This window comes from Nonomuraea sp. MG754425 (genome assembly GCF_021699195.1).
Taxonomy (GTDB): domain Bacteria; phylum Actinomycetota; class Actinomycetes; order Streptosporangiales; family Streptosporangiaceae; genus Nonomuraea.
Genome location: NZ_SSXE01000015.1, coordinates 20,712 through 35,475 on the forward strand (window position 1 = coordinate 20,712; position 14,764 = coordinate 35,475).

Sequence of the window (14,764 nt, forward strand, 5' to 3'; positions counted from 1 at the left end):
CCCGCGACGCCGGCCTGCCGGTGGTTCAGGCCAGGTCGGGCCCGGGGGTGTCGACGCCCTGGTGGTCGCGGGCCGAGGCGGTGCCGAACGTGTCGCGGAGCTGGATCTCCTGCTCGATCACCCCGGCCAGCCTGCGCACCCCTTCCCGGATGCGGTCGGGCTCGGGGTAGCAGTACGACAGCCGCATGTGCCGCGCCCCGCTGCCGTCCGAGAAGAATCCGGTGCCGGGCACGAACGCGACCCGCTCGGACACGGCCCGGGGCAGGATCGCCTTGGAGTCGAGCCCTTCGGGCAGGGTGGCCCAGACGAAGAAGCCGCCTCCGGGTCGTGTCCAGGTGACCTCGGGCGGCATCAGCGATTCGAGCGCGTCCAGCAGCGCGTCACGGCGCTCGCGGTAGAGCTCCCTGAACGTCTTGATCTGCTCCTGCCACGGCTGCGTGGCGAGGTACTGGCCCACGGCGAGCTGGGTGAACGACGAGTGCGACAGCACCGCCGACTCCATGGCCAGCACGAGTTTCTCGCGGATGGCGTGCGGGGCGAGCGCCCAGCCGACGCGGAAGCCGGGGGCGAGCGTCTTGGAGAACGACCCGAGGTAGACCACTCCGTCGGGATTGTCGGCGCGCAGGGCGCGCATGGGTTCTCCGTCGAAGCCGAGCAGCCCGTACGGATTGTCCTCGATGATGAGGATCCCGGCCCGCTGGCAGATGTCGAGCACCTGCTGGCGGCGGGCGATGTTCAGGGTGACACCGCCGGGGTTGTGGAAGGTCGGGATCGTGTAGAGGAACTTGATGGGCGCCCCGGCGGTCTCCAGGGCGTAGACGGTCTGGGCCAGGGATTCGGGCACGATGCCCTGATCGTCCATGGCGATATGGACGACTTTGGCCTGATAGGCGGCGAACGTCCCCAGGGCCCCCACGTACGAGGGTCCCTCGGCCAGCACGACGTCACCCGGGTCGATGAAGATCCGGGTGATCAGGTCGAGGGCCTGCTGCGAGCCCACGGTGACGACCACGTCGTTCGCCCCGGCGGCGATCCCCTCCAGCCGCATGACCTCGCAGATCTGCTCACGCAGGTGCGGGTCGCCCTGGCCGGAGCCGTACTGCAGCGCGACGGGGCCGCGCCGGGTGACGAGGTCGGAGACCAGCTCGCCGACCATGTCGAGGGGAAGGGCCGTGACGTACGGCATGCCGCCCGCGAGCGAGACCACCTCTGGCCTCGACGCGACGGCGAAAAGAGCTCGAATCTCGGAGGCGACCATCCCGGTAGCTCGTGCCGCGTACCGATCGACGTAGGCGTCGATGCGCGACCCTTGGGTCGCGGGTGTCTGACCGTGATCCAGCTCTTCCGTCACGGCCCACCTCCTAGGTCTCATATGGGACTGAAATACCAGATTACGCCAGACGGACATGTCGCCCGTCGCCGGGCTCGCCCGTCGTGGTGTCCGGTGGCGGCATCTTCACTGGGCTACGATGCCACCTGTGGACGCGGTTTTCGCGCGCTTTTCCGGGTCAACGATAGGGGCGGTAGTTGTCGCGCCGGCTGGTCAACATAACCCTGGACAATCTCGGAGATCTACCGCGCCGCTGCGGGCGGTGTGTGTTCTGGGAGCTCGACCCCGTCAACGCGGAGCGAGCCCTGGATTCGGGAGACCCCAGGCTGGAGAAGGAGGCGTGGATCTCCGGCACGCTGCTTGAGTGGGGCAGTTGCGGGAAGATCGCCTATGTCGACGGGGCGCCGGCGGGGTTCGTGATCTACAGCCCGCCGCTCTACACCCCGCGCTCGGTCGCCTTTCCCACCTCGCCGGTGAGCGCCGACGCGGTGTTGCTGATGACGGCGCACATCATTCCCGAGTTCTCGGGCGGCGGGCTGGGCCGGATGCTGATCCAGGGTGTGGCCAAAGACCTGACGCGGCGTGGGGTGAAAGCCATTGAGGCTTTCGGGGACCTCAAGTGGGAAGAGCCGAGTTGCGTAGTTCCGGCGGAATACTTGCTTTCTGTGGGGTTTAAGACAGTTCGTCCGCATTTGCGATTTCCGCGACTGCGACTGGAACTCAAGACCGCGGTCTCGTGGCGTGAGGACGTCGAGGTGGCGCTTGAACGTCTCCTCGGCTCCATGAGTCCGGAACGCGCCCTACGTCCCGTCTGATGCCCCCTCAGGGCTGCCCATCACGGCATGAACAAGCCCCCCGCGCACGGAAGGCGCGGGGGGCTTGGCCGTGGGCGTCCTAGATGATGCCCTCGAGCTCGCGCAGCAGCATGGCCTTCGGCTTGGCGCCGATGATCTGCTTCACGACCTCTCCGTTCTTGAAGACGTTCATCGTCGGGATCTGGAGTACGCCGTACTGGCGCGGAACCTCAGGGTTCTCGTCGATGTTCAGCTTGACGATCTCCAGCTTGTCGCCGTGCTCGTTGGCGATCTCCTGCAGGATGGGCGCGACCTGACGGCACGGGCCGCACCACTCCGCCCAGAAATCGACCAGCACAGGCTTGTCGCTCTTGAGTACTTCGGACGCGAAATTGGCGTCGGTGACAGCCTTCACGGGTGCGCTCCTCACTTCTCGTTGTCAGCCAGCCAGCGCTCGGAGTCGAGCGAGGCCGCACAGCCGGTGCCCGCCGCGGTGATGGCCTGGCGGTAGGTGTGGTCGACGAGGTCGCCGGCCGCGAACACGCCCTCGATGTTGGTCGCCGTGGTCGGCGAGGCCACCTTGACGTAGCCGTTCTCGTCGAGGTCGATCTGGCCCTTGACCAGCTCGCTGCGCGGGTCGTGGCCGATGGCCAGGAACAGCGCGTCGGTCGCCAGCTCGCACTCCTCGCCGGTCTTGACGTTGCGCAGCTTGACGGCCTCGACCTTGGTCGCGCCGAGCACGTCGACGACCTCGGAGTCCCAGACGAAGCGGATCTTGTCGTTCGCGACCGCCCGATCCTGCATGATCTTGCTGGCGCGCAGCTCGTCGCGGCGGTGCACCACCGTCACCATGCGCCCGAACCTGGTCAGGAACGTGGCCTCCTCCATCGCGGTGTCGCCACCGCCGACGACCACGATGTCCTTGTTGCGGAAGAAGAACCCGTCGCAGGTGGCGCACCAGGACACACCGTGTCCGGACAGCCGCTTCTCGTTGTCCAGGCCCAGCTCGCGGTAGCCGGAGCCCATGGCCAGGATGACTGACTTGGCGTAGTAGGTGTCGGTGTGGGTCTTGACCACCTTGGGGTTGGCCCGCAGGTCCACCTCGACCACGTCGTCGGTCACCAGTTCGGCGCCGAACCGTTCGGCCTGCTTGCGCAGGTTGTCCATCAGGTCGGGGCCCATGATGCCGTCGGGGAAGCCGGGAAAGTTCTCCACGTCGGTGGTGTTCATGAGCGCGCCGCCCGCGGTCACGGAGCCCTCGAAGACGAGCGGCTTCAGCTCGGCGCGCGCGGAGTAGACGGCCGCCGTGTAACCGGCGGGGCCGGACCCAATGATGATCACGTTACGGACGTCGCTCAACGCTTTCACGCCTTCCTCGTCTGCTGTTGCCACCGGCGTCAACAGATCCTAGGCCGCCGTGATTCCCCGCCCTACCCGGCAACGCTGGGAGAACCGAAAGAGCCCGCCGAAGCGGGCTCTGACGTGGGCTTTTCTACGAACGAACGTTACCAGCGGCCCAGCGCGGGCTTACGCAGGTTCTTGCAGTTGAACGGATCGACGACGTCGATGCGCACCTTCTTGGCGGCCCGCTGCTTCCAGGAGGCCACGACGAGCGCCTCCTGACCGTTGTACTGCCCCTGGTCCACCGCGAACACCCGGAGCTTGGAGCGCCCGGAGACCGCGGTGACGCACTTGGCGACCTGGTCGGCCTCGGAGAAGTCGCCCAGGATGGGGGCCGGGGCGAGGAAGTCGCCCAGCCGGGTGCGTAGCTCGGGGTCGCTGTAGTTGTGGTCACTGCTCGTGACGGTGTAGCCGACCGGGTAGCCCTTTCCTCTCTGCGGCTGAGTGGTCACCGTCGGCTGCGGAGTCTGCGTCGGCTGCGCGATCGCCGGCGGTGCGACGCTCGCGCCGCCGTCGCCTCCGGCGACCAGCAGGTTGGTGGCGGCCACCGCCGTGCCGACCACGACGGCCGCCGCAGCGGCTGCGGCCACCGCGGGCATCGCCCAGCGCCGGCGCCGGATCGTCCGGCTCGTCGCGGGGACGATCGTGCCGTCGTCGGAGACCACGCCGAGGCGTGCCGGTTCGGCGGCCTCGTCCGAGGAGGAGTCGGAGGAAGAGGCCACGGCTCCCAGGCGCACGGGCTCCGGAACCACGGCCGGCCGCTCCCACGGGGTGTCCCGCATGAGCTCGTTCCAGTCCGGTGTTTCCGCGAGGCCGACTCCGCCACGCCGGGACTCCGCCTCGGCGGCCAGGGCTTTGTCGATGCGCAGTGCGACACCCATCGGCATGGCCGGTGTGGGGGTCGCGGCCAGCACCTCGCGAACCGCTGCCAAGTCTGCCAGTAGCTCCCCGCATGGGTCGCAGACCGCGAGATGCTCGCGGACCCGGCGCGCTGTGGCGGCGTCCAGGAGACCCTCGGCCAACTCGGCGAGGATTTCCAGATCGTAGTGCGTATCACCCGTCACGAAGTTCTGTCTCCCTTCGCGGATGAGACGCGATTGAGGTCCGAACGGTTCCGCAGATGCGAAAGAATTGGGGCAAGTTTCGCGCGTCCCCGTGCGCACCGGCTCTTCACCGTGCCGCTGGGCACCTGCAGCACCTGAGCTGCGTCTTCGACGGAATAGCCCATCATGTCCACCAGTACCAGCGCCGCCCGCTGGTCGGCGGGCAGCATTTTCAGCGCGGCCGAGACCTCCATCGAGACCTCGCGTTCGAGGGTCTGGTCGGGCAGCGGGGACTCGCGCTCCGCGGCCTCGATCAGCTCGTCGTCGGCCACCGGCCGGACGGACTTGCGGCGCATCCGGTCGAGGCAGGCGTTGACCACGATCCGGTGCAGCCAGGTGGTGACGGCCGCCTCACCGCGGAACGTGGCGGCCTTGCGATATGCGGAGACGAAGGCGTCCTGCACGGCGTCGGCGGCCTCGTCGGGGTCACCGAGCGTACGCAGGGCGACCGCCCACATGCGGTCGCGGTGCCTTTTGACGATTTCGCTGAAGGCGTGTGGATCCCCGTTGATGTGCGCGGTGAGCAGCTCGGCGTCTGTGACCGCCGGCCGCTCCGCTGCTGAGGGTGTCTCGGGTGGGGAGTTCACAAGAGGGATTCCTGATTATGCCGATCCGGGAGAGTGCACCACTACCTCATAGATGGTGCCATGAAAAGTGCCTGCATCCGTCGGAACGCGCGTAAACCAGATCAAAACGTACTGGCCGCTGGTCGCCTCCGCAGGGGCGAGGGTGGTCTTGCCTGCCGCGTTCTTCTTCGTCGCCACCGTCTTCAGAGAGCCTAGTTCAGGGGAGTCGCCCACCTTCAGCTCGACGGTCGCGCCGGGCGCGTCGGACAGCGTCGCCACCACGTCGCTGATCTGGACGGACTTGCCCATGTCGAGCAGCAGACCCACGCCGTCCTTGAGCCGGCCGAGGTCGGCGCTGGTGTAGGTCTCGGTCTTCCACAACGTGCCGGGCTTGCCGTCGATGGCCAGCTTCGCGATGTCGGACTTCTCGTCGCCGTCGCCGAGCGGGTCGAAGCCGCTCGCCTTCACCGGCTTGACCACCGCGGCGGCGGCCGTGGCCGACGCGCTGCTGGTGGGGCTGGCACTGGTCGACTGCGAGGCGGTCGGGCTGCCCAGGCTGCGGCCGATCGTCCAGGCGCCGACGCCGACGGCGGCGATGATGAGCAGCACCACCAACGTCATCAGCACCCGGTTGAACGTGCGGCCACCGCCGCTCGACGGCCGGTGCGGCGGCGGGAGCGGCGGCAGCGGGGGACCGGGGGCGGCGTGCTGCCGGTGCGCCAGATCGAGGCCCTCGGTGTGGGAGGCCGAGGCCACCGCGGGGGTCGAGGGGTAGGAGATCGGGATCGGCATCGGCCTGGCCACGTCGGCCAGCGCGTCGGCGACCTCCGCCGGACTGCTCAGCGCGCCCTGGCCCCGGCGCGACTCGGGCAGGCAGGCCCGCACGGTGACCGCGTCGAGATAGCCCGGCACGCCGGCGATGGCCTGGCGGGGCGTGCAGAAGTGGCCGTCGGTCATCGGGGCGGCGGGCAGGCCGCCCTCCTCCTCGTCGCCCGGCCAGAGGCCGGTCAGGCCGGCGTACAGCAGCCGGCCGAGGCCCTCGGCGTCGTCGAGCGCGGGCTGGTCGGTGGTGAGCCCCCACATCGCCGCGTCCACGGCCACGCCGAGCACCTTGACCGTGTTGCCGCTCGTCCACATCAGGTGGGAGGGACGCAGGCACAGGTGGTAGAGCTGGGCGCGGTGGGCGTGCGCGAGCGCCTCGGCGGCCTCGGCCACCAGCCCGGCCGCCCGCTCGGGCTCCAGCGGCCCGTTGGCCAGCAGGTCGGTGAGCGACTCGCCGGTGACCCACTCGCTGACGACGTAGGAGCGCTTGTCCTCCTCCGCGGCGTCGAACACCTGGGTCAGGCGCGGGTCGGTCAGCCGGCTCGCCGCGCGGGCGGCCGTGACGACCTCGTGCACCCTCGGGAAGTCGGGCGAGAACGTGTGCACCGCCACGGGACGGGCGAGGATCTCGTCGATCGCCTTCCACAACGTGGCGCCGTCGGACTCGCTGACGCGGTCCTCGAGCCGGAATCGCTCGGCGAGTCGGGTGCCGGGTTCGACGGCCGACGTGCTGCTCACTGGCTCACTCCGCTTGGCCGATCGGGCGTGTTCATGACTCGACTCACCTGCGTGGTCGTGTCCCACGAAGGCACGCTATGCCGGGTGGATCCGCCCACGCCCCTCCTGCTTCCATTTCGCGCGTGTCGGGCTCCATGGTAGTGCCGAGTAGATTCCGCCCGCGTTCTTTACCGACCTACCCGCCTCGCGACCATCCCAACGATCGAGTTGACCTCCGGGATGCGCATTCTGTGGGCCACGCCGAGATAGAGCAAGATCCCGAGCCCGCCGCCGACGGCGAGCACGATGACCGAATTGAGAAAATCGAGCCCCCCGAACACGCTCGTAACCACCCAGACGGCGGCCAGCGCCAGCACGGCCGTGGGCAGCGCCGCGAGATACATCCTGGTCAGCGCCATGCCGACGGCCCAGCCGCCCAGTCCCTCGACCCGGCGCGCGGCCAGCCACCAGGCCAGGATCGCGCCGAGCCCGTACGCGATCGCGTACGCCAGGGCCAGCCCCATCACCGCGTAACGGGCGGGCAGCACCAGGTAGAGGAGCACCATGAACAACGCGTTGACCGCCGTCGTGCCCGCCCCGACGAACACCGGCGTCCTGGTGTCGCCGAAGCTGTAGAACACCCGCAGCAGGAGCTGGAAGATCGCGAACGGCACCAGCGCGAGCCCGTACACCTGGAGCACGTTGCCGATGTAGACGGCGTCGGCCACGCTGTTGGCGCCGTGGCCGTAGATGGGCACGGCGATCGCCGGGCCGAGCACCATGAGCAGCAGCGACACCGGCACCATCAGCGAGCAGACCAGCCGCACGTTCGCCCCGAACTCGGTGCGCACCTCGTCGAGGCGCCCGTCGGCCACGGCCCGGCTCATCCGCGGCAGCATGGCCGTGATCACCGAGACGCCGATGACGCCGTACGGAAGCTGGAAAAGCTGGAACGCCAGCGTGTACGGGCTGATGCCGTGCCCCGGCACCGCGTCGCCGGCGCTGCTGGCCAGGTTGGTGGTCAGCACGAAGCCGAGCTGGGTGACCACCACGTAGCCGATCGTCCAGACGCCGGCCTTGCCCATCTCGCCCAGCCGCGCGTTGCGCAGGTCGAAGCGGGGCATGAAGGAGAACCCGACCCGCCGCAGCGCCACGATCAGCACCGCCGCCTGGGCCACGATGCCGGCCGTGGTGCCGAGACCGAGCAGCGCGAGGTCGAAGGTGGTGAGCCGGCCGATCTCGCTGCCGGAGCCGACCATGGCGTAGAGCACGAACACGCAGATGACGACCACGTTGTTGAGCACCGGGGCCCACATGGGGGCGCCGTAGCGGTCGCGGGTGTTGAGGATGGCGCCGGCCACCGCGCCCACGCCGAAGAACGCGAGCTGCGGCAGGATGAAGCGGGCCAGCGTGACCGCGGTCTGGTACTTGGCGCTGTCGGGGGCCCAGTCGGTGTAGAGGTCGATCAGCAGCGGCGCCGCGAGCACGGCGATCACCGCGACCACGAACAGCGTGGCCGTGGCGATGGTCAGCAGGCGTTGCTCGTAGGCCCGGCCGCCGTCCTCGTCGTGCTGCTGGGCGCGCACGATCATCGGCACGACGACGCTGCTCAGCACACCCAGCAGCAGCAGGTCGAGGATGCTGTACGGGATCGCGTACGCCGCGTTGTAGGCGTCGCCCAGCGCGGCGGTGCCGATCGCGTAGGCGAGCACCATCGTCCGCACGAACCCCGTGACCCTGGACACCATGGTGCCCGCCGCCATGATGGCGCTGGCCCGAAGCATGCGGCTCATCCGCTCTCACTCTCCCGGTTCTTGGCGGTACGCGCGAGCTTGCGCTCCGACCGGCGCCGCAGCAGCCGTGTGACGACGGCGGCCAGCATCACGGTCAGTGCCCCGCCCACGATCACCAGGGCGATCCCGGTGTAGCCGGTCGTACGGATCGTCAGCCGTTGCGGCTTGCCGTACGCCTGCCCGTCGGCGGTCTTGAGCTGCACGGTCACGGTCGCGTCGCCACTCGTGTCGGGGGCGGCGATCATCGACACCTGCACCGTGCCGCTCTGCCCGCCGCCGATCGGCAGCGGCTCCCTCTGGTCGAAGTTGACCGTCAGCAGCTCGGGGTTGTCGGACTTGACGTCGATGTACAGCTCGATGGAGGTGTTCAGCTCGTTCTTCACGCTGATCGGCACCACGCCGTTGCTGCCCGCGAGCGTGCGCGGCGAGTCGGGGCTGGCTCCGGTGATCTTGATCTCGTCGAGCCTGGCCGCCACCGCGTCGGTGACGATCTTGGTCACCGAGCGGCCCATCCGCGTGTTGGCGCGCCAGGCGGACGAGGTCAGCCGCAGCACCGCCGAGTCGAAGCGCGACTGGGCCTTCTGCGTGGTGACCAGCGAGGTGAGCTGCGACATCGACCAGGCGTCGCGCACCGGATCGAGGTACTTGCGGGTCAGCTCTTCCTTGCGGTCCTGGTCGGTGTAGACCAGGCCGGCCCGCGGCACGGACGCCTTGCCAGGCTTGATCGACTCCAGCGTGCCGAGTTGCAGCCACGGCAGCCGGCCCGCCGTCTTGATCAGCGAGGTGACCAGCGCGGGGTTGGGGTTCCAGCGCCGGGACGGGGCGACGACCAGCGACCTCGGCGCGCTCTGGCCCGGCTCGGCGGCGATGATCGCGGTCTCGGCGATGAACCGCTGCGTGCTCAGCAGCAAGGACGAGTTGGTGCCCGGCTCGAACAGGCGGCTCAACTCGGCGTCGGCGACCAGCGCGGTGACGGGGCCGTTGACCGCGTCGAGGGTCGTGGCGGCGTCGGGCGTGGTGGCGGACGGCTGCTGCGGCGGCAGGTTGGTGGGGTTGAGCAGCACGGTGTCGGCGCCGCTGACCGAGAGCAGGTCGAGCGCGTCGGGGTCGAGCACGCCGTCGGCGGGCCAGTTGAGGTTCGTCTTCGCGTTGCGGTTGAGCAGCCCCCTGGCGGTCTGCCCGCCCAGCTCGATCGCCCGCCTGGTCTGCGTGTCCAGCCCCTGGTGGGCCAGCGCCGCCACGTCGGGATCGGCGTACGGGGTGGCGACCACGGGGGAGGCGGCCAGCGCGCTGCGCATGGTCGTCAGCCACTTGGCGGCCTCGGCGTTGGCCGGCCGGTCCTGGACGCCGTCCTTGTTCTTGACCCGGTAGCCCTTGGTCATCGCATTGACGTCGTCGAGCAGCGCCGGGTCGAACACCCAGGTGACGGTGGTCGGCGCCGACTGCGCGATCTGCGCGATGTCGGCCAGCCGGCCCCGGCCGGTCAGCGCCTGGCCGAGCTTGTCGTCCACGAACAGGGGGTCGTCGGTGGCCCGGTGCGGCTGGTCGATGACGGGCAGCGCGATGGCGAGCTTGTTGCGGGCGATCCGGGGCGTCGTGGCCGGCGCGTACGTGAGATAGGTGCGCTCCGACTTCTGCGACACGCCGTTGGGCGCCACGTCGACGGCGACCGGGTAGACGCCGAACGCCTGGTAGCCGAGCTGCACGGGCGTCGCGGTGAACTCGAAGTTCTGCTGCGCGCCCGCGGCCAGCATCGGGATGATCATCGAGGAGGCGGTTGAGACGGAGGCCGGGATCGCCGCGGGGTCGGCCTCGTAGGCGTGCAGGGCGGCGCGGTCGGCGAACGGCTGCGACTGGTAGCGCAGCCGTACGGAGACGTTGTACTGGGGCATGCCGGTGTCGTTGCGTACCGTGCCGGTGAACCTGATCTGATCGGTCAGGTTCCTGGGGGCCTCGGGCGTGATCGACGCGATCGTCACCGTGAAGTTCTGCCTCTTCGCCGCGGCCTCGGCGGCCTCGGCGGCGGGTCTCGCGGCAGCAGAGCCGGGCGTCACCGCCACCATGGGGGCGAGCAACGCGGCGGACAGCGCGGCGAGCAGCGTGACCTTACGGATCACGCGGATGCCCGAACTGGACTACGACGACGCACGCCCGCAATGGTACGGGCTCAGTGCTGTCGCGCGACCGCCCCGCGGGGTCGGCCGGGCCTCGAACCGCGTAGGTTCACCATCTTTCCCGGCAGGACACCCAGCAGGTCGAGCGCACGTAGGGACAGTACGGTATGCCGTTCACCGGTGGTGGTGAAGATCGGCTCACCGTCGGTGGGGAGGCGGTCGTCGATGTACATCGGCAGCGACTCCGGCAGCAGCAGCGGGCACACCAGCCCGGCCGCGTAGTCCGTGGTCGCGTTGACGACGTGGGCGCGCGCGGGGCGCACCTGACGCGCCCGGAGCAACCCGCCGACGGCTCCCGGCCGGGGCGGCGAGGAGACGGGGGTGGCGACCGCGACGACGACGTCGTGGCCGACCCAGGTCGTGACCTCGAGCACGGTGACCATCAGGCATCGCTCAGGAGCGGCGCGGACCGCCTCCGGCAGTTCTTCGGCGCATGTCATGGGACGCGGAAGGCGTACGATCTCATGATGGATCTGGTGTGCGAGGAGCCGGCGGTGGATCGCGAGGGCATCCTTCATATAGTCCTCCTTGCCTCAGTCCATTGGCCCCCGACGGTCCCTTGACCGACGGTAACCCGGACCTGGTGTGGCTCGGGGGATATGTTCCGGAAGCAGAAGGCCGACGCAGTTTTGTCCGACTCACTCTTGACCGAAAGCCAGCAGCGGGCCATGACCGACCTGTTCCGCAAGATCGCTCCGGTGGCCGACGAGCTCGGCCGCCTGTTCGCCGCGCAGGGCCACGAGCTGGCCCTCGTCGGCGGTCCCGTGCGCGACCTCCTGCTCGGCCGCAGCGGCAACGACCTCGACCTGACCACCGACGCGCACCCCGAGCGGGTGCTGGAGACGGTCAGAGACTGGGCCGACTCCGTGTGGACGATCGGCATCGACTTCGGCACGGTCGGGCTGCGCAAGGGGAGCTGGCTGATCGAGATCACCACGTACCGGAGCGAGTCCTACGACCCCAAGTCGCGCAAGCCCGAGGTCATGTACGGCGAGACACTCGAGGCCGACCTGGAGCGGCGCGACTTCGCGGTCAACGCGATGGCGGTGCGGCTGCCTGGCCACGAGTTCGTCGACCCGTACGGCGGCCTCGACGACCTGCGCTCCCGCGTGCTGCGCACCCCGGGCACACCCGAGCAGTCCTTCGGCGACGACCCGCTGCGCATGCTGCGTGCCGCCAGGTTCGCCGCGCAGCTCGGCTTCACCGTGGACGAGGCGGCCGTGGCGGCGATGACCGCGATGGCCGAGCGCATCGAGATCGTCTCGGCCGAGCGCATCCGCGACGAGCTCGACAAGCTGATCTGCGGCGCGTACCCGCGCGAGGGCCTGCGCCTGCTGGTGGCGACCGGCCTGGCCGCCCACGTGCTGCCCGAGCTGCCCAAGCTGCGCCTGGAGATCGACGAGCACCACCGTCACAAGGACGTCTACGAGCACACGCTCACCGTGCTCGAACAGGCCATCGCGCAGGAGCAGGACGACAAGCCCGACCGGATCCTGCGCTGGGCGTCGCTCATGCACGACATCGGCAAGCCCAAGACGCGCCGCCACGAGGCGGGCGGGCGGGTGTCGTTCCACCACCACGAGATGGTCGGCGCGCAGATGACCAAGAAGCGCATGGCCGAGCTGAAGTTCCCCAAGGACGTGGTCTCCGACGTCGCCCGCCTGGTCGAGCTGCACCTGCGCTTCCACGGCTACGGCACGGGGGAGTGGACCGACAGCGCCGTGCGCCGCTACGTCCGCGACGCCGGCCACCTGCTCGACCGGCTGCACAAGCTGACCAGGGCCGACTGCACCACGCGCAACAAGCGCAAGGCGGCGGCGCTGTCGCGGACCTACGACCACCTCGAGGAGCGCATCGCCCGGCTCGCCGAGGAGGAGGAGCTGGCCAAGATCCGGCCCGAGCTCGACGGGAACGAGATCCAGCAGGTGCTCGGCGTCGGGCCGGGGCCGGTGGTGGGGCAGGCCTACAAGTTCCTGCTGGAGCTCAGGCTCGACAAGGGCATGATCGGCAAGGAGGCCGCCACCGAGGCGCTACTGGAGTGGTCCAGGTCGAACGGCCTTGACGCGTGACGGCGCGGTGACCAGCCGGTAGCCGAGCGCCGCCGCCGGGTAGCCGAGCGAGATGATCGCCACGGCCGCGTACGACTTGCCGTCGGGCGGCAGGATGGCCGCCGACAGGGTCGCCGCGAGCACGTACATGCCGTTGAAGAGCATGTCGTAGATGGAGAACGCGCGGCCCCGGTAGAGGTCCTCGACGTCGCGCTGGACGGTGGTGTCGGCGCAGATCTTGACGCTCTGCCCGGCCAGCCCCAGCGCGAACCCGGCCAGCGGCAGCCCCCACTCCTGGAACGGCAGCACCAGTGCCGCCGTCAGCACCCCGGCCGCGGTCAGCGCGATCTGCACCCAGCGCTCGATCCCGAACCGCTCGGTCGCGTACGGGGTGACGACCACGGCCAGCGCGGTGCCGATGCCGGCGGCGACGACCACCAGGCCGATCCCGCGCAGCGCCGCGTCGGCGTCGCCGTCGGTGAAGTAGTAGCGGTAGAGGATGATGCCGAGCGCGGTGCACATGCCGAACAGGAAGCGGTGCGCGGCCATCGCGCCCATGGTCGCGGCGGCCACCCGGCGTCCGGCGAGGTGCCTGGCGCCGTCGGTCAGCCCGGTGACCACGTTGCGCAGGGCCTGGCGGGCCTGTGGCCGGTCGGGGTCGGGCCACGGGCCGAGCAACTGGCGGTCCATCGTCCGCGCCACCAGGGTGCTCGTGGTGAACACCACGCCGGAGATGGCCAGCAGCAGTGCCACCCCGAAGTCGTCGCCGCCGAAGATCTCCCGCAGCAGGAAGCCGACTCCCGCGCCGATGAACGTGGCCACCGTCCCGGAGGTGGGCACGACCGCGTTGGCGGAGATCAGCCGCTCGGGCGGCACGACGTGCGGCAGCGACGCGCCGAGCGCGGCCAGGAAGAACCGGTTGACCCCGAGCACGGCCAGCGCCACGCCGTAGAACCACGGATCGGGCGCGTCGGCGGCGACCAGCCCGGCGGCCACCAGCAGCAGCAGGCCGCGGATGAAGGGGGCCACCATCAGGATCTGCCGCCGTGACCAGCGGTCGATGAAGACGCCGACGAACGGCCCGAGCACGCTGTACGGCAACAGCAGCACGGCCAGGCCGGCGGCCACTTCGAGAGCCGTGGTCTGGTTCTCGGGGCTGAAGAAGGCGAACCCGGTCACGCCGAACTGGAAGATCCCATCGGAGAACTGGGAGACCAGCCGGGTGCCGAACAGCCGTCGGAAATCCCTGCCCCGCAGGACCACGCGGAGATCGGCGACGAAAGACACGCCGTCAGCCTAGCTCCGCCGTGCCGGTTCAGGATGATCGGAGTCGAGTGCCGTCAGGGGTTCCTAGTGGTGCGCGTGATCTCGTACGCTTCGAAGCGTGACGCTTGAGGAGCACGTTGTGCTCGTAGACCTTGACGGCCGCGCGCTCGGCACCGCGCCCAAGACGTCGGTGCACGGGCAGGCGACGCCCCTGCACCTCGCCTTCTCCAGCTACGTCTTCGACGGCGACGGCCGCGTGCTGCTCACCAGGAGGGCCGAGCACAAGCTCACCTGGCCGGGCGTCTGGACCAACAGTTGCTGCGGCCACCCGCTTCCCGGCGAGCCCGTCGCCCACGCGGTCCTGCGGCGGTTGTCCTACGAGCTGGGCCTCACGGTCGATCGCGCCGACCTCATGCTGCCCGCCTTCTCCTACCGGGCCCAGATGGCCAACGGCATCGTCGAGCACGAGCTCTGCCCCGTCTTCCGGGTCACGGTCGACGCGCCGGTCGTGCCCAACCCCGACGAGGTGGGGGAGGTGCGGTGGATGCCGTGGAAGGAGTTCGCCGAGGGGACGCTGAGCGGGCTGCTGGCGATCTCGCCGTGGTGCCGCGAGCAGGTGCCGCTGCTGGCCGAGCTCGGCTCCGACCCGCTCGCCTGGCAGCCCGCCTCGCCTGACGACCTGCCGCCGGCGGCCCGTCCCTGAGCGTGGAAAGGCGCCGCGCCCCCGAGCACGGGAGCGCGACGCCCTGG

The 14,764-nt window shown here is 69.8% G+C and carries 13 protein-coding genes and 1 pseudogene; 3 read left to right on the plus strand and 11 right to left on the minus strand.

From position 1 onward, the window contains the following. Positions 1–25: 25 nt before the first annotated feature. A complete protein-coding gene (locus FAF44_RS07410) occupies positions 26–1,258 on the minus strand; it encodes a PLP-dependent aminotransferase family protein (RefSeq protein WP_237102335.1) in 1,233 nt (410 codons plus the stop codon). 269 nt (positions 1,259–1,527) lie between these two features. On the opposite strand from FAF44_RS07410, the gene FAF44_RS07415 reads away from it, so the two are divergent. Beyond that, on the plus strand, positions 1,528–2,145 hold the full coding sequence (locus FAF44_RS07415) for a GNAT family N-acetyltransferase (protein WP_237102282.1): 618 nt from the start codon (positions 1,528–1,530) through the stop codon (positions 2,143–2,145). A gap of 79 nt (positions 2,146–2,224) precedes the next feature. On the opposite strand, the gene trxA is transcribed toward FAF44_RS07415, so the two are convergent. From trxA to FAF44_RS07455, 9 genes and pseudogenes are all read right to left on the minus strand, one after another. Beyond that, positions 2,225–2,539, minus strand: a complete 315-nt coding sequence (trxA, locus tag FAF44_RS07420) for a thioredoxin (RefSeq protein WP_237102283.1) — start codon at positions 2,537–2,539, stop codon at positions 2,225–2,227. A gap of 11 nt (positions 2,540–2,550) precedes the next feature. Beyond that, positions 2,551–3,483 carry a thioredoxin-disulfide reductase gene (gene trxB, locus FAF44_RS07425; RefSeq protein WP_237102284.1) on the minus strand — a complete coding sequence of 311 codons (933 nt, stop codon included), beginning with the start codon at positions 3,481–3,483 and terminating at the stop codon, positions 2,551–2,553. A gap of 146 nt (positions 3,484–3,629) precedes the next feature. Beyond that, positions 3,630–4,457: a hypothetical protein gene (locus FAF44_RS07430; protein ID WP_237102285.1), complete on the minus strand. Its 828-nt coding sequence runs from the start codon at positions 4,455–4,457 to the stop codon at positions 3,630–3,632. Positions 4,458–4,487: 30 nt separating this feature from the next. Next, positions 4,488–4,589 (minus strand): annotated as a pseudogene (locus FAF44_RS56340) (hypothetical protein); the annotation flags it as partial. After that, positions 4,586–5,215 carry an RNA polymerase sigma factor SigM gene (sigM, locus tag FAF44_RS07435; RefSeq protein WP_237102286.1) on the minus strand — a complete coding sequence of 210 codons (630 nt, stop codon included), beginning with the start codon at positions 5,213–5,215 and terminating at the stop codon, positions 4,586–4,588. The pseudogene FAF44_RS56340 and the gene sigM, both read right to left, overlap by 4 nt. Positions 5,216–5,230: 15 nt before the next feature. Then, positions 5,231–6,754 (minus strand): protein kinase family protein, encoded by a 1,524-nt coding sequence (locus FAF44_RS07440; RefSeq protein WP_237102287.1) that lies wholly within the window; start codon positions 6,752–6,754, stop codon positions 5,231–5,233. A gap of 167 nt (positions 6,755–6,921) precedes the next feature. Then, positions 6,922–8,526, minus strand: a complete 1,605-nt coding sequence (gene murJ / locus FAF44_RS07445; protein WP_237102288.1) for a murein biosynthesis integral membrane protein MurJ — start codon at positions 8,524–8,526, stop codon at positions 6,922–6,924. Further along, positions 8,523–10,643: a DUF6049 family protein gene (locus tag FAF44_RS07450; RefSeq protein WP_237102289.1), complete on the minus strand. Its 2,121-nt coding sequence runs from the start codon at positions 10,641–10,643 to the stop codon at positions 8,523–8,525. The genes murJ and FAF44_RS07450 overlap by 4 nt, the downstream gene beginning before the upstream one ends. A 50-nt stretch (positions 10,644–10,693) precedes the next feature. Continuing rightward, entirely contained in the window at positions 10,694–11,218 is a 525-nt protein-coding gene (locus tag FAF44_RS07455; protein WP_237102290.1) for an aminoacyl-tRNA deacylase, read from the minus strand. Between the two features lie 81 nt (positions 11,219–11,299). Here FAF44_RS07455 and FAF44_RS07460 point away from each other — a divergent pair, with 81 nt between their 5' ends. Next, the gene (locus tag FAF44_RS07460; protein ID WP_308193295.1) at positions 11,300–12,769 is read left to right on the plus strand and encodes a CCA tRNA nucleotidyltransferase; all 1,470 of its coding nucleotides are present in this window, start codon (positions 11,300–11,302) and stop codon (positions 12,767–12,769) included. Here the strand turns inward: FAF44_RS07460 and FAF44_RS07465 are convergent. Next, entirely contained in the window at positions 12,731–14,035 is a 1,305-nt protein-coding gene (locus tag FAF44_RS07465) for an MFS transporter (protein WP_237102292.1), read from the minus strand. The two genes, FAF44_RS07460 and FAF44_RS07465, sit on opposite strands and share 39 nt — an antisense overlap. A gap of 97 nt (positions 14,036–14,132) precedes the next feature. Here FAF44_RS07465 and idi point away from each other — a divergent pair, with 97 nt between their 5' ends. Further along, positions 14,133–14,717, plus strand: a complete 585-nt coding sequence (gene idi, locus FAF44_RS07470) for an isopentenyl-diphosphate Delta-isomerase (protein WP_308193296.1) — start codon at positions 14,133–14,135, stop codon at positions 14,715–14,717. Positions 14,718–14,764 lie beyond the last annotated feature (47 nt).

Excerpts from the sequence above, each read along its gene's own strand:
- murJ (WP_237102288.1), bottom strand. The coding sequence starts at position 8,526 with ATGAGCCGCATGCTTCGGGCCAGCGCCATCATGGCGGCGGGCACCATG.
- FAF44_RS07460 (WP_308193295.1), top strand. The coding sequence starts at position 11,300 with ATGTTCCGGAAGCAGAAGGCCGACGCAGTTTTGTCCGACTCACTCTTG.
- FAF44_RS07410 (WP_237102335.1), bottom strand. The coding sequence starts at position 1,258 with ATGGTCGCCTCCGAGATTCGAGCTCTTTTCGCCGTCGCGTCGAGGCCA.
- FAF44_RS07455 (WP_237102290.1), bottom strand. The coding sequence starts at position 11,218 with ATGAAGGATGCCCTCGCGATCCACCGCCGGCTCCTCGCACACCAGATC.